The sequence below is a fragment of the Pantoea sp. SGAir0418 genome (assembly GCF_043529865.1).
Genome location: NZ_CP027911.1, coordinates 756858 through 776310, shown reverse-complemented (window position 1 = coordinate 776310; position 19453 = coordinate 756858). Strand labels below are relative to the sequence as shown.

Genomic DNA, 19453 nt, shown 5'->3' with positions numbered 1-19453 from the left:
CCGATAGACATCAGTAAAGCCAGATCGCGTCTGTCTTTACTCATATCCAACAGCGAACGGGGCGTAGCCTCACCGCATGGTGAGCGGGAAATGCGAACAACAGATGACAGAGGCGCGCTTGTCATGAAGCGCACGGCGACAAGTGCAGATGTGCATTGTACCGGACATGGCGGCGTCCTCAGCGATGAAGATGGGGAATAAATTCGGGCGACATGATGGCATCTTTTTTTCCCGCGAACAACCAATCAGGGCGGAATTTTGATGCAGAACGCCAATGCGCTACTTCATTGATTTACATGAATAATAGTTAAGGCGTCTATTTTTAACTGCCTGAATAGTCGAAGATTACGCAAAGTTATGCAGAATGTAACACCGGTGCGATAGCGACCGCCTGCCGCGCCCATCCGCCTGGCACTCCCTGCGGCAGAAGCGTACTATGGAGCGCACTTCTCCCAACCAGCCGGAGGCTGCATGTTCAAGGCACTGGTCATTGAAAATGATGAACAGGGATACCGCACATCCCTGCAGGATCTGTCAGAGCAACAATTGCCCGATCAGGATGTTACCCTCGAAGTAAGCTACTCCACCCTCAACTACAAAGACGCGCTGGCCATCTGCAATAAAGGGCCGATTGTGCGCCAGTTTCCCATGGTGCCGGGCATCGATTTTGTTGGCCGGGTGATCCACAGCCGTCATCCGGAGTGGCAGCAGGACGATGTTGCGCTGCTCACCGGCTGGGGCGTGGGTGAAAAACACTGGGGCGGGCTGGCGCAGAAAGCCAGCGTCTCCGGCGACTGGCTGGTCAAGGTTCCGGCGGCGCTCAGCCCGCTGCAAACCATGGCGATTGGCACCGCCGGCTTTACCGCGATGCTGTGCGTGCTGGCGCTGGAAAAACAGGGCATCACACCGCAGCACGGTCCGGTACTGGTTACCGGTGCCAGCGGCGGCGTGGGCAGCTTCAGCGTGAGCCTGCTGGCACGTCTCGGCTATGAGGTCGTGGCATCCAGCGGCCGCGCCAGCGACAGCGCCTACCTGCTCGATACGCTCGGCGCCTCCGCGATTATCGACCGTAACGAACTGAGCGCGCCCGGCAAACCGCTGGCGAAAGAGCGCTGGGCAGCCGCGATCGATAGCGTCGGCAGCCACACGCTGGCCAATGTGTTAGCCGGGATCCAGCGCGACGGCGTGGTCGCCGCCTGCGGCATGGCGCAGGGCCTCGATCTGCCCACCAGCGTCGCGCCGTTTATTCTGCGCGGCGTTACGCTGGCCGGCGTGGACAGCGTGATGTGCGCCAAACCGCTGCGTCAGCAGGCGTGGCAGCGTCTGGCGGAGCTGGTTGACGGCGCGCTGCTGGAGCAGATGACCAAAGTGATTCCACTGAGCGAGGCGCGCACAGGCGCAGAACAGCTGCTGGCGGGCCAGGTGCGTGGGCGGCTGATTGTCGATTGCCGCCAGGCGCCCTGACCCGGTGCAGGGTGCAGTTATGGCCGCAGCTGTATCTGCGGCCGATCCTGCGCTGGCGGCGTAACCACCTGCAGGTCGGCCTGATACCAGCGCGTCAGGATCGGTTCGGTCATCACCGCGTGCGGTGCGCCCTGCGCCACCAGCTGGCCGTGGTGTAACAATAACACCCGATCCGACCACAGTGAGGCCAGATTCAAATCGTGCAGCACCGCGCAGACGCTAAAATGGCCATTGCGCGTCAGCCGGTGCAGCAGGCGCAGAGTGGACTGCTGCCAGTAGAGATCGAGCGCGGAGGTGGGTTCATCCAGCAGCAGCCAGCCGCGCGGGCCGTCGTCATGCCACAGCTGCGCCAGCACCCGGGCCAGCTGCACGCGCTGCTGTTCCCCGCCCGACAGCGAGCGATAGTCGCGCTGCGCCAGCGGCGCGCTGCCGGTTAACTGCATCACCTCCTGCACCACCGCCTGGCAGTTACCGGTCGGCCAGGGTGCGCGCCCCATCGCCACCACGTCGGCAGCCGGCAGCGGAAAGGTGACGCTGTTTTGCTGGCGCATCACCGCGCGGCGCTGCGCCAGCGGTTCGCGTGGCCAGGCCGCCAGTGGACGATCGCCCAGCCAGCATTCGCCGGCGTCCGCGTGCAGAAAGCCGGTCAGCAGCCGCAGCAGCGTCGACTTACCGGCACCGTTAGGACCGATCAGGGCAACCATTTCGCCCGGCGGTAGCGTCAGGGAAATATCATCGATTAAGGTACGCGTTCCCCGGCAAAACCGCAGTCCGCGCGCCTGCAACTGCTCACTCATTCAGCCCCCTTTGCTGGCGCAGAATCTGCCACAGGAACCACGGCCCGCCCAGCAGACTGGTTAGCAGCCCGACCGGCATTTCGGCCGGAATCACCACGGTGCGCGCCAGCGTATCCGCCAGCAACAGCAGAATCGCTCCCGCCAGCGCTGCGCCCGGCAGCAGCCAGCGGTGGTCACTGCCGAGACAAAAACGCATCACGTGCGGCACCACCAGCCCGACAAAACCGATAATGCCGCTGACCGCCACCGCCGTGCCCACCAGCAGCGCACTCAGCACCAGCAGCTGGCGCTGCGTGCGTTTTACATCGACGCCCATATAGTGCGCGTCCTCTTCGCCCAGCTGCAGCAAATTGAGGCGACGCGCGCGCGTCTGCATCAGCAGCAGCGCCGGAACGATCAGCAGCGCACACACCAGCAGGCTCGGCCACTGGGCACCCGTCAGGCTGCCCATGCCCCACAGCGACAGCTGACGCAGCTGCTGGTCGTTGCTCAGCCAAGACAGCACGCCAACCGCCGCGCCGCACAGCGCATTAATCGCAATGCCCACCAGCAGCAGGCGCGCCAGCTGGCCCTGCGCCAGCCGGCTAAAGCTGAAGATCAGCAGCGTCACTACCAGGCTGCCGGCAAACGCTGCCAGCGAGGGCAGCCACAGCGCCAGCAGCGGCGGCAGGCTGACCGGTAACACCACTGAGAGCGCCACCGCCAGCCCGGCACCGCTGCTGATACCCAGCAGTCCGGGATCGGCCAGCGGATTACGAAACAGCCCCTGCATCACCGCACCGGACACCGCCAGCGCCATGCCAGTCAGCACCGCCAGCAATACGCGCGGCAGGCGAATTGTGAGCCAGATTTGCCAGGCCAGATCGCTGAGCGGCGCCTGCCACAGCGTGTGCAGCGACAGCGGCATCGCGCCGAGGTTGGCCGCCAGCAGCATGCACACCAGCATGCTGATACTCATTAACATCAGCCAGCGCATCATCAGGCGGTTAATCATGCTGCACGGCTTCCGCCGCATGGCGCAGGCGCAAAATCGCGTCCGGCGTATCGAGGCCGAAACTCAGCAGCGCCATCTCGTCAATCACCAGCAGCGCGTGATGCTGGCCAGCCGGCGTGAGTTGCAGGCCCGGCAGCGCCCACACCGCCTGTTCGCCTCCCAGCGTGCGCAGCCCCTCTTCGCCGACCACCACCAAATCCGGTGCCGCCGCCACGACGCCCTCCTGCGACAGCTGCTGATAGTGCGGCACCGCGCCCATGGCATTGACCAGGCCGGCAGCGCGAATTGCGCCGTCAGCGCCGGTCTGCGCGCCAGCCGCCTGGGTGCGTAAGCCGCCGTGCGCCATGATAAACAGCACTTTCACCGGCAGCGGCTGCTGCGGTAGCTGCGCACGTTGTTTGTTGACCTTGTCGATCAATGCGCGGGCCGCCTGTTCACGCTGCAGCGCGTTGCCAATGGTGGCGATTTTGTCCGTGATGGCATCGAGGCGGTTATCCCCACTGACCTCCACCACCGTTACTCCGGCGTCCGCCACCTGCTGCAACACCAGCGATGGTTTAGCCAGCGCGCTGGCCAGTACCAGCGTCGGTTTCAGTGCCAGAATGCCTTCCGCGTTGAGCTGGCGCATATAACCGATATCCGGCAGCCTGGTGGCCGCCGCCGGATGCTGGCTGGTGCTGTCGCGCGCCACCAGCTGCGCCTGCGCATCCAGCGCATAGACGATCTGCGTTACATCGCCCCCGATAGTAATGATGCGCTGCGCCGCCCACGCCGGCAGCGTCAGCAGAGCAAGCAGTGTCAGGATCAGCGCTTTCATGCGGCGGCTCCTGTCGGCGTCAGCGCCATCACCTGCTCGCGCCAGCGTGCCTGTTCCGGCGTGCCCTCGCTGCGCTGGCCGTACAGCTGGGCAATCTGCGTGCCATCGGCAGCAAACAGCTCCAGACTGGTGACGAAGCCATCGCCGCCCGGCTTGCGCGTCACCCAGCTCTCGTGAATGCGATCCGCCATCAGATGCAGCGTGAACGTGGGGTTAAAAACGTTAATCCAGTTATCCAGCGGCACCACTTTCCCGATAGTGCCGGTAAAGATCTGGGTACAGCCGCGATTGCCGACGAAGATCATGATTTCATTGCCATCCTGCTGTACCTGGGGCAGCAGCGTTGCCAGCGCGGTGTTGCTCACCTGACGCGCTAAATCATCCGGCACCGCGTGAAATGCCTGCGGCCGCGAGAGATGGTGACGCTTCAGCAGGCCAAAGAACTGATGCACATCGGTCATGGCACGCCACTCCGCTTCGACAGTGCCGGCATCCACCCTGTCGCTGAACGGCGTGGCACTGACCGGCTGCGGCTGCAGCTGAGGCGCGTGCGCCAGCCGGAAGCGCTCAATTAACGCCTGCCACGCCGGCATCTCCGTTTGCGCGGTGGTGTAGATTTTCAGCACCGCATCAGCGTGACGATCGAAAATCTGTATGCTCTGCCGTTCGCCGTGCGCGGTCTGCTCGCGCAGGAAGAAAGCACTGTGCCACTGCGCGGGAAACACACGCTGGTCGAGCGCACGCGGATTAAGCACCAGCCCGCCATGTTCGCCGAGATGCAGATTGCTGTAGGTTCCCAGCTGTTCGTGCACCGCCCAGGCATTGCGCGTAATACTTTTGGTCTCACCCACTGCCGCCAGCGCCGTCAGCAGCGCCGGAAAATCGGCGCGCAGCGGCTGCGCGTCGTGGCCCACGCGCGCTTCGCATAGCTGTGCTTCCCCTATGCCCATCAGCGCGGCTAAATCACGCGCGTACATTTTTGGCTGCTGGCCTTTCAGCGCCAGATAGTGTTGATAGCGTTGATGCATTGCGCTTGCTCCCGTGAAAATGCCCTGCGCCACCGCATGGCGAAAAGTGATTAGAAGTCGACGTTCACGCCCAGTTGCCAGGTGCGTCCCGGCATCACGGCCAGATTGATGTCGTTGCGCTCCTGCGCGCTGGCGCTGGTCAGCGTGCGGCTGCTGAGGTAATCCCAGTATTTACGATCGGTAATGTTGTAGACACCGCCGCTCAGCCTGACGTTTTTCGTCAGCTGCCAGTACGCGGTGGCATCGATCAGGCCGTAGCCCGGCACGCGCATGTATTCGCTGCTGGCGTCACTGATGGCCGCCCCGCTGTTGCTGTAGCTCTCACGGTTGGTGGCGCTGGCCTGTTTGCCTTTGACGAAGGTGGCGGTGAGCGCCGCGCCGTAACCGCGCGCTTTGTCGTCCCACGCGACGCCGACAATCGCTTTTAGCGGCGCGACACTGTCGAGATCGATGTATTTGTCACCCAGATAGCGGGATTTCGCTTTCCCCTCGCTGTAGCCGAGCGCGAACGTGCTGCTCAGGCCATCCACGGTCGGGAACCAGCTGCCGTAGTTGACGCGGGTGCTGATCTCCGCCCCATAAATGTAGGCTTTGTCGCGGTTCTCAGCCTGATAGCTGGTGTAGATGTTGGCCGGAACATTGACGAACATCGCCGGGTTGGTGGCGCGGCGATAGCGGGTGTAGGCAATAAAGTTTTTGTAGGTGTTGTAGAACACCGAGGTATTGAGGGTGATGCCGTCGGTCGGCTGTCCTTTCAGACCCCACTCAAAATTGTTGCTGGTCTCGGTTTTCAGATCGGCATTACCAATCAGCGCATACTGCGCGCTGCCGGCGTAGCTTGAACCAAGGTTCCACGAGCCGTACAGCTGGCTGGTGGTCGGATACTCCACGCCGCGCTTATATTGCAGCCAGGTGGTGAGCGCCGGGTTGATATCGTACTGGAAGGTCAGTGACGGCAGCACTTCGGTGTCTGAATTGGTCTTCCCGTACAGTTTTTCCACCTGCTCTTCGGTCAGCACCGTGCTGCCGTTGGTCAGATCGCCGAGGTTCTTCGGTTTGGTGCTTTGATGAATAACGCGCACGCCGGGAATCACCGCGAAATTGTGGCTATCGAGATCGAAATTGATTTTATCCTGCAGATAACCGGCCACGGTCCAGGAACGGCTGTCTGACTGCGGCTGGGTGATGATGCCGAAGGTGCCCGGGTTCGGCTCCTGGCGGAACGGACGCTCGCTGTTCTCCACGCGCGCGTTGACGCCGCCGCTCAGCTCGTGGCGGCCGAGGGTTTTGCTGGCGCGCGTGTCAAACCCTAAGGTATCGACGTTGTAGTCAGAGTAGACGAAGCCGTACTGACTGGCGCTGGTCGGTAACCAGGTGGTGTCGTGCGCCTCGGTTTGCTGCCAGTAAACCCGCGTGGTCAGCGTATCGATCATCTCGTTGTACGGTGTCCACTCATCGGCAAGATTAATGCCCCAGCGGCGCGAATCGCTCTGCTGTTGCGCAGTGCCCCAAATAGTGTTGCCGCTGCTGCTGTCCCAGGTATCGTAGTGGGTGTGATTGGTTTTGTGGTAGTAGTCGAAGGTGGCGCTCAGCTTGTGCTGATCGTTTGGCTGCCAGATGCCCGACGTCATAAAGGCATCCGAGTGCCAGTTGGCCGGGTAGGCGTCTTTTACGCCGCTGTTGTTGCGCGTCTGCTGGCCGTCGCGGCGGCTGTAAACAAACAGGCCGCGCAGTTCATCATCCCCTGCCGCCGCAGTGATGCCGTTGTGCCAGCTGCGGTCTGCCGAACTGTAGTCGCTCTGATAACCGAAATAGTGGGTTTTATCGCTGCTGAGATAGTCGTCCGGCGACTTGTTATGAAACGATACGTTACCGCCGATTGCGGTGTTAGGTTGTTCCACCGATGTCGCGCCCTTCTCAATTTCGACGCTACCAAACATATACGGGTCGATGTAGTCGCGACCAATACCGAAGGTATTGTTACCGGCGCGACTGACGTACGGACGACCGGTGGCGTCCGGTACCGGAATGCCATCAATATCCAGACCGACACGGTTACTTTCCAGCCCGCGAATGTTGTAGCCGGTATAGCCTGCACGGTCAAAGCCGCTTTTACCGGCTGACGAACCGCCCGCCGCGCCAGTGGCGCTGACCAGCGGCTCATAACGCATGATCGAACCGAAGTCATTGGCGCCGCGTTTTTGCAGATCGCTGGCGGTGAGCGTGGTTTTGCTGCCAGCCTGCTGCTTTGGTGCGGTAACGGTCATTACCGGTTCATTGCTGCTGTTGTTCTCTGCGGAACGCGCCAGCGTACTGCTGTCGCTGGCGGCATAGCTGCAGGCTGCGTGAATGGCTGAAGCAAGAACAGCGACTTTACACAGACGCTGCTGAACAGTTCCCTGAAGGTTGAAAGACATGCGCGAAATACCTGGTTAATTGTTAGTATTCGCTCACTTGTTTGCTGCCAGAAAAACACGGCTTTATGCTAAAAACCGTGAAACAGCGCGTCACGCTGGCCAGATAATGTTATCGATCCCGGCACCTGTGGCACAGTGTCATGCGCGCTTGAGTGCACAGCTGCCGTATATAACTGGCCGCGGTGCCGCAGGGATGCCTGTGGGATTTATAGAGAGTCAAATGATGGCGAAAACAATTTAATGCAATTGGTAATCATTATCAATATCATTTGCATCAAGATGTATCTTTGTGCGCACAATTTGTTAACCCATGATTAATCAAGCACTAACAGGAGGGATAGGATGGCAGATAAACCGGCAGTAACCATTCACTACTGTACCCAATGTAACTGGCTGCTGCGTTCGGCGTGGATGGCGCAGGAGTTGCTGCATACCTTTGCCAGCGATCTCAGCGCGGTCACGCTCCAGCCCGGCAGCGGCGGCGTATTCAAGATTAGCATTGATGGTCAGGTAATTTGGGAACGCAAACAGGAAGGCGGCTTTCCCGATGCGGCAGCACTGAAGCAGCGGGTGCGCGATGTCTGCTGGCCGGATCGCGAACTGGGGCACGTGGACAAGAAGAAACCGTAACGCGCTTAGCTGTTGGCGATCTTCTCTGCCGCGTCCTGCAGCGCCGCCACGACAATGTCCACCGTGGCCGGTGAAATCTGCTCCTGCGATAACCGGTGATTGAGCGTATAGCGAAGCGTATGGATCGCCTGCTCCACCTGCGGAATGCTGCGGTTGTTGACCAGGATCGCCAGCGAAGTGAGCCGCCCGATAATCACCGCCACGTTTTCGCCATTTTCCGCCAGCAGCGCGCGGCCCGCATCGTTAAGCGCGTAGGCTTTGCGCGTGGCCTGGGCATCCACCACGCGAATGGCGTCCATCTCTTCCAGCAGCGTCAGGTTGGGATAAATAATGCCGGGGCTGGGGGAATATTCGCCTTTCGACAACTCTTCCACCGACTTGATCAGCTCATAACCGTGCGCCGCGCCGCTGGCCAGAAAGTGCAGCATCAGCAGGCGAATATCACTGGCATCCAGCATCCTTTCGCGCCGCTTTCTGCGTGCGCCGGCACAGCTGGCACGCTGTGCCGCATCGGCGTGCTCTGGAACATCCCGCTGCTGTTTCATCGCCTTCCCGGGGTCAGTTGAGGGAGGTTGATAGTAGTCTGGTGCCTGGTAAAATTCAACACAGGCGGCAGCGGGCGGGCGCCGGTTATTTCTGATGCCAGTAAGCGACGGCGCGCACCAGGTCGCTGTGCGCCGCACGTTGCTGAGTAAAGTAATCGCTCAGCTTTTTCACCGCCGCGCCTTCGCCGGTCAGCCAGATGAAGTAGTCATCAGCAGGCAGCATAATCGGGTCCAGCAGCGGCGTCAGCGCCTCAGTCTGCATGTTGCCGCTGCCGAGCCAGCTCACCGTGACGTCCGGCAGGTCGCCAAGATACGCGCGGCCGACTGGCTCATCAACACAGGCCAGCAGATGAATCTGTTGTGCCTGCATTTCCTGATAGCGGCGCTTAAATGCCGGCAGACCGGTCTCATCGCACACATAAATCTGACAGGCATAATCCACCGGCACGACGCATGAGCCGCGCGGGCCGCCCATCGCAATGCGATCGCCCGGCTGAGCGGCACTCGCCCAGCTGCTGGCGACGCCGCCGTCGTGGATGTAAAAATCCAGCGTCAGCGAATCGCTGCCATTAAAAGCCAGCGGCGTATAGTCGCGCGCCGCCGGACGTACGCCGTCAGGCCAGACGATGCCTTCGTCGGTCATGTGTGGCAGCGCCAGCGCACCGCCCGGCGTATCCGGGAAAAACACTTTGATGTGGTCGTCAAAAGAGGGCGAGTGGAACCCCGCCAGATCGCTGCCGCTAAAGACGATGCGCCAGAAGGCATCGGCCACCCGCGTTTTGCTGGCGACGGTGATGTGACGGAAGCGTAATTCATTGCGCACGCGTTGTGGAGCGCGATAGTGAGTCGGGTTTGGCAACGTTTCTCTCCCTGCAGCGACGGTCCCGCGCTACTGCGCTGCCGCACACCGCTGATGGTGCATGTTATCGGAAATCATTCTCATTAAACGCCTTGCAAGATACCTATGATATATTTTCGACGCAATGCCGAAAAATGCTATTGGCGAAAACGGAACCGGTTTTTGCAAGGTGAGGGGGCGTTTGTTGGCGGGGATTTTCACGGCTTGAGGTCGCCATAAATGGCGACCCTACAGCGTGTCAGCGTATTTTTGAAAGGTAACGGCTGTCGGGGATGTGAATGACGAAAAACAATGCCGTTGAATATCTGCACGGCAGAACTGCGCATAAAAAAAGCGGAGAGTTGCCTCTCCGCTTGTTACTGCCTGCGCACCCGCTTAGCGGGTCAGATCGTCAAAGAACTTCTTTACGCCGTCGAAGAAGCTTTTCGAACGCGGGCTGTTTTTCTCGCCGGTAGGTCCGCCGAAGCTCTCTTCCAGCTCGCGCAGCAGCGCTTTTTGCTTGTCGTTGAGGCTGACCGGGGTTTCCACCACCACGCGACACAGCAGATCGCCGACCGCACCGCCGCGCACCGACTTCACGCCTTTGCCGCGCATGCGGAACAGTTTGCCGGTCTGGGTTTCTGCCGGCACTTTCAGCTTCACGCGACCGTCGAGCGTCGGCACTTCAATCTCGCCGCCCAGCGCTGCCATGGCAAAGTTGATCGGCACTTCGCAGTACAGGTTGTTATCTTCACGCTCGAAGATCGGGTGTTTCTTCACCGAAACCTGCACGTACAGATCGCCAGCCGGTGCGCCGTGTTCGCCCGCTTCACCTTCTCCGCTGAGGCGGATACGGTCGCCGGTATCGACGCCTGCCGGGATTTTCACCGACAGCGTTTTCTGGCGCTCAACGCGGCCATGGCCGTGACAGGCGTTGCACGGATCTTTAATCACCGAGCCGCGACCGTGACAGGTCGGACAGGCTTGCTGCACGGTAAAGAAGCCCTGACGCATCTGTACCTGGCCCGCACCGTGACAGGTCGGACAGGTCTGCGGCTGGGTGCCCGCTTTGGCGCCGCTGCCGTGGCAGACATCACACTCTTCCAGCGTTGGAATGCGGATCTCTTTGGTCACGCCGCGTACCGCTTCTTCCAGCGTCAGTTCCATGTTGTAGCGTAAATCGGCGCCACGTGAGGCGCGCTGACGGCGACCACCACCAAAGATATCGCCGAACACGTCGCCAAAGATATCGCTGAAGTCGGCACCGCCGCCACCAAAGCCGCCGCCGAAGCCGCCACCACCGCCCTGCTCAAACGCCGCATGACCGTACTGATCGTAAGCTGCACGCTTCTGCGCATCGGTGAGGATCTCGTAGGCTTCCTTGACCTCTTTGAATTTCTTCTCGGCCTCTTTATCGCCCGGATTACGGTCCGGGTGATACTTCATCGCCAGGCGCTTATAGGCCTTTTTGATTTCGCGCTCATCGGCGGATTTTGAGACGCCTAAGATCTCGTAAAAATCACTCTTAGCCATTTTTCTCTGCCCTTAACATGATCGCACGGGCGTGGAGAGATCTCCGACGCCCGTGCTGGTTTCAACGGCTGTCAGGCCAGCCGTCGCGCCCGGTCAGGGGCAATTATTTTTTATCTTTCACTTCTTCGAATTCAGCGTCGACAACGTCGTCATCTTTCTTCGCCGAAGCGTCGCCGGCATCCGCTGCGCCGGCCTGAGCCTGTTGCTGCGCCAGTTCCATCAGCTTGCTGGACACTTCCATCAGCGCCTGCATTTTGGCTTCGATTTCTGCTTTATCTTCGCCTTTCAGCGCGGTGTTCAGCTCGTTCAGGGCAGACTCGATCGGTGCTTTGTCTTCCGCTGACAGTTTGTCACCGGCTTCGTCCAGCTGCTTACGCGTGCTGTGCGCAATCTGGTCGCCCTGGTTACGCGTCTGCACCAGCTCTTCGAATTTACGGTCTGACTCGGCGTTAGCTTCCGCGTCACGAACCATTTTTTCGATCTCTTCCTCGTTCAGGCCAGAAGAAGCTTTGATGGTGATCTTCTGCTCTTTACCGCTGTTTTTGTCCTTCGCAGACACGTGCAGAATACCGTCAGCATCGATGTCGAAGGTCACTTCGATCTGTGGCATACCGCGCGGCGCAGGCTGAATACCGTCGAGGTTAAACTGGCCCAGCGATTTGTTATCCGCCGAACGCTTACGCTCACCCTGCAGCACGTGAATGGTCACGGCAGACTGGTTGTCTTCAGCAGTCGAGAACACCTGGCTGTGCTTGGTTGGGACCGTGGTGTTCTTGCTGATCAGCGACGTCATCACGCCACCCATGGTTTCGATACCCAGCGACAGCGGGGTCACGTCCAGCAGCAGAACGTCTTTTACTTCACCGGCCAGCACGCCGCCCTGTACCGCAGCACCCACAGCGACTGCTTCGTCCGGGTTCACGTCTTTACGTGGCTCTTTACCGAAGAACTCCGCCACTTTCGCCTGCACCATTGGCATACGCGTCTGACCACCGACCAGAATCACGTCGTTGATGTCAGAAACCGACAGGCCAGCGTCGTTCAGCGCCACTTTCAGCGGCTCAATTGAACGGGTAACCAGATCTTCTACCAGTGATTCCAGCTTCGCGCGGGTCACTTTAATGTTCAGGTGCTTAGGACCAGTCGCATCCGCCGTGATGTACGGCAGGTTAACGTCGGTCTGCTGCGCAGAAGAGAGCTCAATTTTCGCTTTCTCTGCCGCTTCTTTCAGGCGCTGCATCGCCAGCGGATCGTTGTGCAGATCGATGCCCTGATCTTTCTTGAATTCGGCAACCAGGTAGTTGATCAGACGGCTGTCGAAGTCTTCACCACCCAGGTGGGTATCACCGTTGGTCGCCAGTACTTCAAAGGTTTTCTCGCCGTCGACTTCGTCGATCTCAATGATAGAGATATCGAAGGTACCGCCACCCAGGTCATATACCGCGATGGTGCGGTTGCCCTGGCCTTTATCCAGGCCGTAAGCCAGTGCCGCTGCGGTCGGTTCGTTGATGATACGTTTTACGTCCAGACCCGCGATACGGCCGGCGTCTTTGGTCGCCTGACGCTGTGCATCGTTGAAGTAGGCTGGTACGGTGATAACCGCTTCGGTTACCGGCTCACCGAGGAAATCTTCCGCGGTTTTCTTCATTTTTTTCAGCACTTCTGCAGAGATCTGCGGCGGTGCCATTTTCTGGCCTTTCACGTCCAGCCATGCGTCACCGTTGTCAGAACCGATGATTTTGTACGGCATGATTTTGATATCACGCTGCACTTCTTCGTCCTGGAAACGACGGCCAATCAGGCGCTTGATTGCAAACAGGGTGTTCTGCGGGTTGGTCACCGCCTGACGTTTAGCCGGTTGACCGACCAGAGTTTCGCCATCCCCGGTATATGCAATGATTGACGGTGTGGTGCGATCGCCTTCGGCGTTTTCAAGCACGCGTGCTTTGCCACCGTCCATAATCGCCACACATGAGTTGGTTGTACCCAGGTCAATACCAATAATCTTACCCATCTAAACGTCTCCCACTTAAATTCTTTGCCAAATTGGGTTGTGAAGCAGAGATGCGGTCACGCTGACCACTTTCAACTGCTGCGGCAGATTTTTTTGCTGCCTCACAATGCTTGATGACAACTAAATGGGGCCGCTTCGAAGCGCATCAAGGGTTAAAACTAAAAAAAATTTAGATTCTCTTACCGCGTGAGATCAAAGTGCGGCAAAAGCCACCTGATTATGATGCAGCGCCCCGCGCCCCACCGCTGTTGGCGCGGGCGTTAAACCAATAAACAATAACGCTGCTGCTGAGGAATTATGGGCAACACCACGCTGGCGAATCCCGCCCCACTGGGCCTGATGGGTTTTGGTATGACCACCATCCTGCTCAACTTACACAACACCGGTCTGTTTGAAATGGATGTGATTATCCTGGCGATGGGCCTCTTTTACGGCGGCATCGCGCAAATCCTTGCCGGGCTGCTGGACTATAAAAAAGGCAACACCTTCGGCCTGACCGCCTTTACCTCGTACGGCAGCTTCTGGCTGACGCTGGTGGCGATTCTGCTGCTGCCAAAAATGGGACTGGCCGCGGCCGCCGATGGCCATTTCCTCGGCGCTTATCTGGCGCTGTGGGGCCTCTTCACGCTGTTTCTGTTCTTTGGCACGCTGCGAGCCGCAAAAATGCTGCAGTTTGTGTTTGCCAGCCTGACGCTGCTGTTTGCGCTGCTGGCTATCGGCCATCTGCTGGATCACGCGGCGCTGCTGCGCATCGCCGGCTGGGTGGGCATCGTCTGTGGTGCCAGCGCCTTTTATCTGGCGATGGGCGAAGTGCTGAACGAGAAGTTTGAGCGCAGCGTGTTGCCGATTGGCGAGTAATCAACTGCGCGCGGAGCCGTGCCGCTCCGCGCGCTGCCATTACGATGAATGCAGCGAGACATCCAGCTGCGCATTAGCCTGGCGGCTGTCATGCCATAACCACAGCGCCACCAGCATGCCGATCAGCGCCAGCGCCAGCACATACCAGGCCGGCGCCATCGGCGTCAGCGACATCATTAGCGTCACGCTGATCGGCGTCAGGCCGCCAAAGATGGCGTACGACACGTTGTAAGAGAAGGAAATGCCGGTGAAGCGCACCGCCGCCGGAAACGCCCGCACCATAACAAACGGCACCACGCCGACCACGCCCACGCTCAGTCCCGCCAGACCGTACCAGATGAACAGCATCTGCGGCGTGCCGCCAAGCTGCTGGAAAAAGCTCCAGCTGCACAGCGCCAGCAGCAGCGAACCAATCAGTAAGGTACGCGCCGCACCGTAGCGATCGACAATCCAGCCCGCCAGCACGCAGCCGATCAGCAGCATCACGGTCGCGAAACTGTTGGCCTGCAGACTGAGCGCCGCCGGCACGCCATGCTGCTTCTGCATCAGCGTCGGCGCCATCAGAATCACCACCACAATACAGGCTGATAATAGCCAGGTAAGCAGCATCGACACCGCAATGCCGCGCTTATGGCTGGCGAGAATGGTCTGTAGCGGCAGCTTTTCCGCCAGCGCTTTGCGCTGCTGCATCTGGCGGAACACCGGCGTTTCATGCAGCCAGCGACGCAGATACATCGCCAGCAGGCCAAACAGGCCGCCGAGGAAGAAAGGAATGCGCCAGCCGTGATCGCGTATCGCCGCCGGCGAGAGCGAAGTATTCAGCACCGTCGCCACCAGCGAACCGAGCAGAATGCCGGCGGTTAAGCCTGCAGTCAGCGTGCCGCAGGCAAAACCGATGCGCTTCTCTGGCACATGCTCCGCAACAAACACCCACGCGCCCGGCACCTCGCCGCCAATGGCCGCGCCCTGCAGCACGCGCATCAGCAACATCAGTAACGGTGCGGCAATGCCAATGCTGGCGTAGGTGGGCAGCGCGCCCATCGCCAGCGTCGGCAGCGCCATCAGCAGAATACTCAGGCTGAACATCTTCTTACGCCCGACTTTGTCGCCAAAGTGCGCCATGATGATGCCGCCCAGCGGGCGCGCCAGATAACCGGCGGCGAAGATGGCAAACGTCTGCACCTGACGCAGCCATTCCGGGATGTCTGGCGGAAAGAACAGCTCGCCAATCACCGCAGCGAAGAAGACGAAGATGATAAAATCGTAGAATTCCAGCGCCCCGCCCAGGGCAGCCAGCGCCAGGGTTTTGTAGTCCTGGCGGTTGAGTCGACGCGTTGTCAGCGAATCCATAAGAGTACGGTATCCAGAGGCCATGTCAGTATAGTTGTAAAGCTACGATTACTATACCGTCAATATTTTGCCACACCAGTCACTCTGCATTTTATGCCTGAAAACGGCAATTTTCAGACGTTTGTCTCACGCCGTGCGCTTTTCGGGCGAAAAGCTGCTACCACCTCCGGGTGGGTTTCGACGTAAGGCCCTTCCAGCAGCTGTAAACAATAGGGTACAGCCGCGAAAATCCCTGGCACTTTCACCGTGCCGTCATCCGCTTTCAACCCTTCCAGCGTCTCTTTAATCGATTTCGGCTGTCCCGGCAGATTGAGGATCAGCGACTGCTTGCGGATCACGCCCACCTGGCGTGACAGAATCGCGGTCGGCACAAACTGCAGGCTGATCTGCCGCATCTGCTCGCCAAAGCCGTGCATCTCGCGGTCGGCTACCGCCAGAGTCGCATCCGGCGTGACGTCGCGCCGGGCCGGACCGGTACCGCCGGTGGTCAGCACCAGGTGGCAAAAACGTTCATCGACCAGCTCGCAAATCGCCTGCTCAATCATCGGCTGTTCATCCGGAACCAGGCGGGTTTCAATCTCAAACGGTGTCGCCAGCGCAGCGCTAAGCCAGCTTTCCAGCGCCGGAATGCCCTGATCCTGATAGATGCCGTTAGCGGCCCGATCGGACACGGAAATTAAGCCAATACGTAAAGTATCCATAGAGTTATCGCTGTGTTGACCGCGGGGCGGTGAGAAAAAGGGGAATGGCAGAAAGGATAATACAAAGCATCAGCGAGGGAAACGCGAAAACCGTGGCGACCGGCAGCCGCCACGGCACATCACCTTACAGCAGTTCGGCGATCATCTTCTCAAGTTTGCCCTGGTCGATGGCAAAGTTGCGGATACCTTCGGCCAGTTTGGTCACCGCCATTGGATCCTGGTTGTGCTGCCACAGGAATTCCGCTTCGGTCATTTTAGCCGGACGCGCTTTCACTTCGCCGCTGTAGCTCAGTTTACGCTCTACGCTGCCTTCGCTCTCGGCCAGCTCTTTCAGCAGGCCCGGAGAGATAGTCAGGCGGTCGCAACCGGCCAGCTCGATGATTTCGCCGACGTTACGGAAGCTGGCGCCCATCACCACGGTTTCATAGCCGTGCTGCTTGTAGTAGTTGTAGATCTCAGACACGGATACCACGCCTGGATCTTCATGCGCTGCGTACTCTTTCTTGTCGGTGTTCTGCTTGTACCAGTCGAGGATACGGCCAACAAATGGCGAAATCAGGAACACGCCCGCTTCGGCACAGGCACGCGCCTGGGCGAAGGAGAACAGCAGCGTCAGGTTACAGTTGATGCCTTCTTTCTCCAGCTGCTCCGCCGCGCGGATGCCCTGCCAGGTTGAGGCCAGTTTGATCAGGATACGATCGTTGCTGATGCCGGCATCGTTGTACAGCTTGATCAGGCTGCGTGCTTTCGCGATGCTCGCTTCGGTGTCGTAAGAGAGACGCGCGTCAACTTCAGTAGAGATACGTCCCGGGATCAGTTTGAGAATTTCCAGACCAATGTTGACGGCCAGCTTGTCAGAAACCAACGCCAGCTGCTCTTCTTTGTTGCTGCTCTGCTGACGTGCCCAGCTAATGGCTTCGTCAATCAGTTTGCGGTATTCAGGAATTTGCGCAGCGTTGAGAATCAAAGAAGGGTTAGTGGTGGCATCCTGCGGTTGGTAGAGTTTCATTGCCGCGATATCACCGGTGTCGGCGACCACAGTAGTCAGCTGACGCAAGGAAGTAAGTTTGTCCGTCATGGTTCTCTTTTCTCTTAAGTTGACTTTCAGGGTGTAAAAGGCTGTTGCGATAATATCACGCAGGCTAAGCGGCGCAACATCGCCGCGTGCCCTTTACGATAGCGCTAACAAATGGGAGCGATTTGCCGATCCGTGCAGCTTTTTTGCTAAACTCGTCGCGACATTTTTCCCATCTATCCCCTGAAAACAGCGGGTCAACGAGGACAGACACAATGCTGATAGTTATCTCGCCAGCCAAGACACTGGATTATGAAAGCCCGCTGGCAACCTCACGGTTTACCCAACCGGCGCTGTTAGAAAAATCACAGCAGCTGATTGACGTGGCGCGCGATCTTTCTCCGGCGCAAATCGCTTCGCTGATGGGCATCAGCGACAAACTGGCGCACCTCAACGCCGACCGTTTCAGCCAGTGGCAGCCGCCCTTCTCACCCGATAATGCGCGGCAGGCAATTCTGGCCTTCAAAGGTGATGTTTATACCGGTTTGCAGGCAGAGACCTTCAGCGAAGCCGACTTTGATTTTGCCCAAAAACACCTGCGTATGCTTTCGGGCCTGTATGGCCTGCTGCGCCCGCTGGATTTGATGCAGCCGTACCGCTTAGAGATGGGCATCAAACTGGCGAATCCGGCCGGCAAAGATCTCTACAGCTTCTGGGGCGACCTGCTGACGCAAAAGCTCAACGACGCGCTGGCGGAACAGGGCGATGACGTGCTGATCAACCTCGCCTCCGATGAGTATTTCAAAGCCATCAAGCCGAAACAGCTGAATGCCGAGCTGGTTAAGCCAGTGTTCCTCGATGAGAAAAACGGTAAGTTCAAGGTGATCAGTTTCTACGCCAAGAAGGCGCGTGGCCTGATGAGCCGTTACGTGATTGAGAAGCGCCTGACGAAACCGACGCAGCTGAAGAAGTTTGATGTTGACGGTTATTTCTTTGATGCGGCGGAGAGTAAGGGTAACGAGCTGGTATTTAAGCGCCGCGAGCAATAACGCCAGTTTCACCTGAATCGTAGCGGCGCAAATTAATGCGCGTCTGTTAAAAACCCGCGCGTTAAATCGCGCCGCCAGAAAAATGCATAACGGGCCGATGTGACCGGCCCGTAAGATATTTACTTCAGCAAAAACGCCCGCAGCGCGGCGAAATCCGCCGTCATGGCATGCGACAGCAGCGGCAAATCGGCGCGCGCGGCCAGCGCTTCCGGCAGCGGCAGCGGCTGGCCGAGAATCTCTTCCACGCTCTCCTTAAACTTCGCCGGATGCGCGGTGCCGAGGAACAGGCCAAACTCCCCTTCCTGCAGCTGATCGCGCAGCAGACGATAGGCAATCGCCGCGTGCGGTTCTGACAGGTAACCCAGCTCTGCCAGCTCGCGCATGGTGGCTTTGGTGGTCTCATCCGACACCGCGCCGTAGGCCAGATCGGTCAGGCGCCAGGTTTTGCGGCGGAACAGCTCTTCCACACGCGGCCAGTTGTTAGGCTGGCTGACATCCATCGCGTTCGACAGCGTTGCCACGGTCGCGTTCGGCTGCCACTGACCGTCGGCAAGGAAGCGCGGCACGGTATCGTTGGCGTTGGTCGCGGCGATAAAGCGCTTGATCGGCAGACCGAGCGATTTCGCCAGCAGGCCGGCCGTGAGATCGCCAAAGTTACCGCTTGGCACCGACACCACCAGCTGATTACGTTTCTCCTGCGGCAGCTGCGCCACCGCCTCGAAGTAATAGCAAATCTGTGCCAGCAGACGGCTGATATTGATGGAGTTAGCCGAATTCAGCCCGATGGCTTTCTTCAGCTCTTCGTCATCAAACGCCTGCTTAACCAGCGCCTGACAGGCATCGAAGTCGCCATCGATCGCGATGGTTTCGATGTTGCCGCCCAGCGTACAGAACAGCTTCTCCTGCAGCGGACTGATTTTGCCCTGCGGATAGAGGATGACCACGCGCACGTTTTCCATGCCGTAGAATGCGTGCGCCACCGCTGCACCGGTATCGCCGGAGGTCGCAGTCAGAATGGTGATCTGCTCATCCGCGCCAGACACGTATGACAGCATCTGCGCCATAAAGCGCCCGCCGAAATCTTTAAACGCCAGTGTCGGACCGTGGAACAGTTCGAGACAGGCCACATCGTCGCTCACCTGGCTCACCGGTGCCGGGAAAGCAAAGGCGTTCTTCACGCGCTCGGCCAGCTGGTGCGCGGCAATTTCATCGCCGATGTAAGCAGAGAGAATCTTGCTGCTGCGGCTGACGAAATCCATCTCCAGCATCGCATCAATGTCGGTCAGCTCAAATTCCGGCAGTTCCAGCGGGAAAAACAGCCCCTGCTGCGAGCCGAGGCCCTGTTTCACGGCCTGCGCGAAGCTAACCTGCTCGTTATGATCCTTAAGGTTGTAGAGTTTCAT

The 19453-nt window shown here is 59.1% G+C and carries 17 protein-coding genes; 4 read left to right on the top strand and 13 right to left on the bottom strand.

The window, feature by feature from the left end:
- Positions 1–471 precede the first annotated feature (471 nt).
- A complete protein-coding gene (locus tag C1N84_RS03535; RefSeq protein ID WP_238561553.1) occupies positions 472–1464 on the top strand; it encodes an acrylyl-CoA reductase (NADPH) in 993 nt (330 codons plus the stop codon).
- Between the two features lie 17 nt (positions 1465–1481).
- Here the strand turns inward: C1N84_RS03535 and C1N84_RS03530 are convergent, their stop codons facing one another.
- Genes C1N84_RS03530 through C1N84_RS03510 form a run of 5 tightly spaced genes read right to left on the bottom strand, consistent with a single transcriptional unit; the run spans position 1482 to position 7517 of the window.
- Positions 1482–2261, bottom strand: coding sequence for a heme ABC transporter ATP-binding protein (locus C1N84_RS03530; protein WP_264442017.1), 780 nt, complete (start codon positions 2259–2261; stop codon positions 1482–1484).
- Positions 2254–3255, bottom strand: a complete 1002-nt coding sequence (locus C1N84_RS03525; RefSeq protein ID WP_264442016.1) for a FecCD family ABC transporter permease — start codon at positions 3253–3255, stop codon at positions 2254–2256. Before C1N84_RS03525 ends, C1N84_RS03530 begins: the two co-directional genes overlap by 8 nt.
- Positions 3248–4072, bottom strand: a complete 825-nt coding sequence (locus C1N84_RS03520; RefSeq protein ID WP_264442015.1) for a heme/hemin ABC transporter substrate-binding protein — start codon at positions 4070–4072, stop codon at positions 3248–3250. The genes C1N84_RS03525 and C1N84_RS03520 overlap by 8 nt, the downstream gene beginning before the upstream one ends.
- Positions 4069–5100, bottom strand: coding sequence for a hemin-degrading factor (locus C1N84_RS03515; RefSeq protein ID WP_264442014.1), 1032 nt, complete (start codon positions 5098–5100; stop codon positions 4069–4071). The genes C1N84_RS03520 and C1N84_RS03515 overlap by 4 nt, the downstream gene beginning before the upstream one ends.
- A 50-nt stretch (positions 5101–5150) precedes the next feature.
- Positions 5151–7517 carry a TonB-dependent receptor domain-containing protein gene (locus tag C1N84_RS03510; RefSeq protein WP_264442013.1) on the bottom strand — a complete coding sequence of 789 codons (2367 nt, stop codon included), beginning with the start codon at positions 7515–7517 and terminating at the stop codon, positions 5151–5153.
- Between the two features lie 342 nt (positions 7518–7859).
- Here C1N84_RS03510 and C1N84_RS03505 point away from each other — a divergent pair, with 342 nt between their 5' ends.
- On the top strand, positions 7860–8147 hold the full coding sequence (locus C1N84_RS03505; RefSeq protein ID WP_264442012.1) for a SelT/SelW/SelH family protein: 288 nt from the start codon (positions 7860–7862) through the stop codon (positions 8145–8147).
- Positions 8148–8152: 5 nt separating this feature from the next.
- Here C1N84_RS03505 and C1N84_RS03500 read toward each other — a convergent pair whose 3' ends face one another.
- The 4 genes from C1N84_RS03500 to dnaK form a co-directional block, all read right to left on the bottom strand.
- Positions 8153–8692, bottom strand: coding sequence for a PadR family transcriptional regulator (locus C1N84_RS03500; RefSeq protein WP_222986196.1), 540 nt, complete (start codon positions 8690–8692; stop codon positions 8153–8155).
- A gap of 85 nt (positions 8693–8777) precedes the next feature.
- Positions 8778–9551 (bottom strand): siderophore-interacting protein, encoded by a 774-nt coding sequence (locus C1N84_RS03495; RefSeq protein ID WP_264442011.1) that lies wholly within the window; start codon positions 9549–9551, stop codon positions 8778–8780.
- 375 nt (positions 9552–9926) lie between these two features.
- Positions 9927–11063: a molecular chaperone DnaJ gene (gene dnaJ / locus C1N84_RS03490; RefSeq protein ID WP_394541734.1), complete on the bottom strand. Its 1137-nt coding sequence runs from the start codon at positions 11061–11063 to the stop codon at positions 9927–9929.
- A gap of 103 nt (positions 11064–11166) precedes the next feature.
- Positions 11167–13077 carry a molecular chaperone DnaK gene (dnaK, locus tag C1N84_RS03485; RefSeq protein ID WP_394541733.1) on the bottom strand — a complete coding sequence of 637 codons (1911 nt, stop codon included), beginning with the start codon at positions 13075–13077 and terminating at the stop codon, positions 11167–11169.
- 297 nt (positions 13078–13374) lie between these two features.
- On the opposite strand from dnaK, the gene satP reads away from it, so the two are divergent.
- On the top strand, positions 13375–13935 hold the full coding sequence (gene satP, locus C1N84_RS03480; protein WP_264442010.1) for an acetate uptake transporter: 561 nt from the start codon (positions 13375–13377) through the stop codon (positions 13933–13935).
- Positions 13936–13974: 39 nt separating this feature from the next.
- On the opposite strand, the gene C1N84_RS03475 is transcribed toward satP, so the two are convergent.
- From C1N84_RS03475 to tal, 3 genes are all read right to left on the bottom strand, one after another.
- Positions 13975–15285, bottom strand: a complete 1311-nt coding sequence (locus C1N84_RS03475) for an MFS transporter (RefSeq protein WP_058757129.1) — start codon at positions 15283–15285, stop codon at positions 13975–13977.
- 113 nt (positions 15286–15398) lie between these two features.
- Positions 15399–15986, bottom strand: a complete 588-nt coding sequence (gene mog, locus C1N84_RS03470; protein ID WP_264442009.1) for a molybdopterin adenylyltransferase — start codon at positions 15984–15986, stop codon at positions 15399–15401.
- Positions 15987–16110: 124 nt separating this feature from the next.
- Positions 16111–17064 (bottom strand): transaldolase, encoded by a 954-nt coding sequence (tal, locus tag C1N84_RS03465; RefSeq protein ID WP_058757131.1) that lies wholly within the window; start codon positions 17062–17064, stop codon positions 16111–16113.
- A gap of 212 nt (positions 17065–17276) precedes the next feature.
- Here tal and yaaA point away from each other — a divergent pair, with 212 nt between their 5' ends.
- The gene (gene yaaA, locus C1N84_RS03460) at positions 17277–18050 is read left to right on the top strand and encodes a peroxide stress protein YaaA (protein ID WP_166711013.1); all 774 of its coding nucleotides are present in this window, start codon (positions 17277–17279) and stop codon (positions 18048–18050) included.
- Positions 18051–18169: 119 nt separating this feature from the next.
- On the opposite strand, the gene thrC is transcribed toward yaaA, so the two are convergent.
- Positions 18170–19453, bottom strand: coding sequence for a threonine synthase (thrC, locus tag C1N84_RS03455; protein ID WP_264442008.1), 1284 nt, complete (start codon positions 19451–19453; stop codon positions 18170–18172).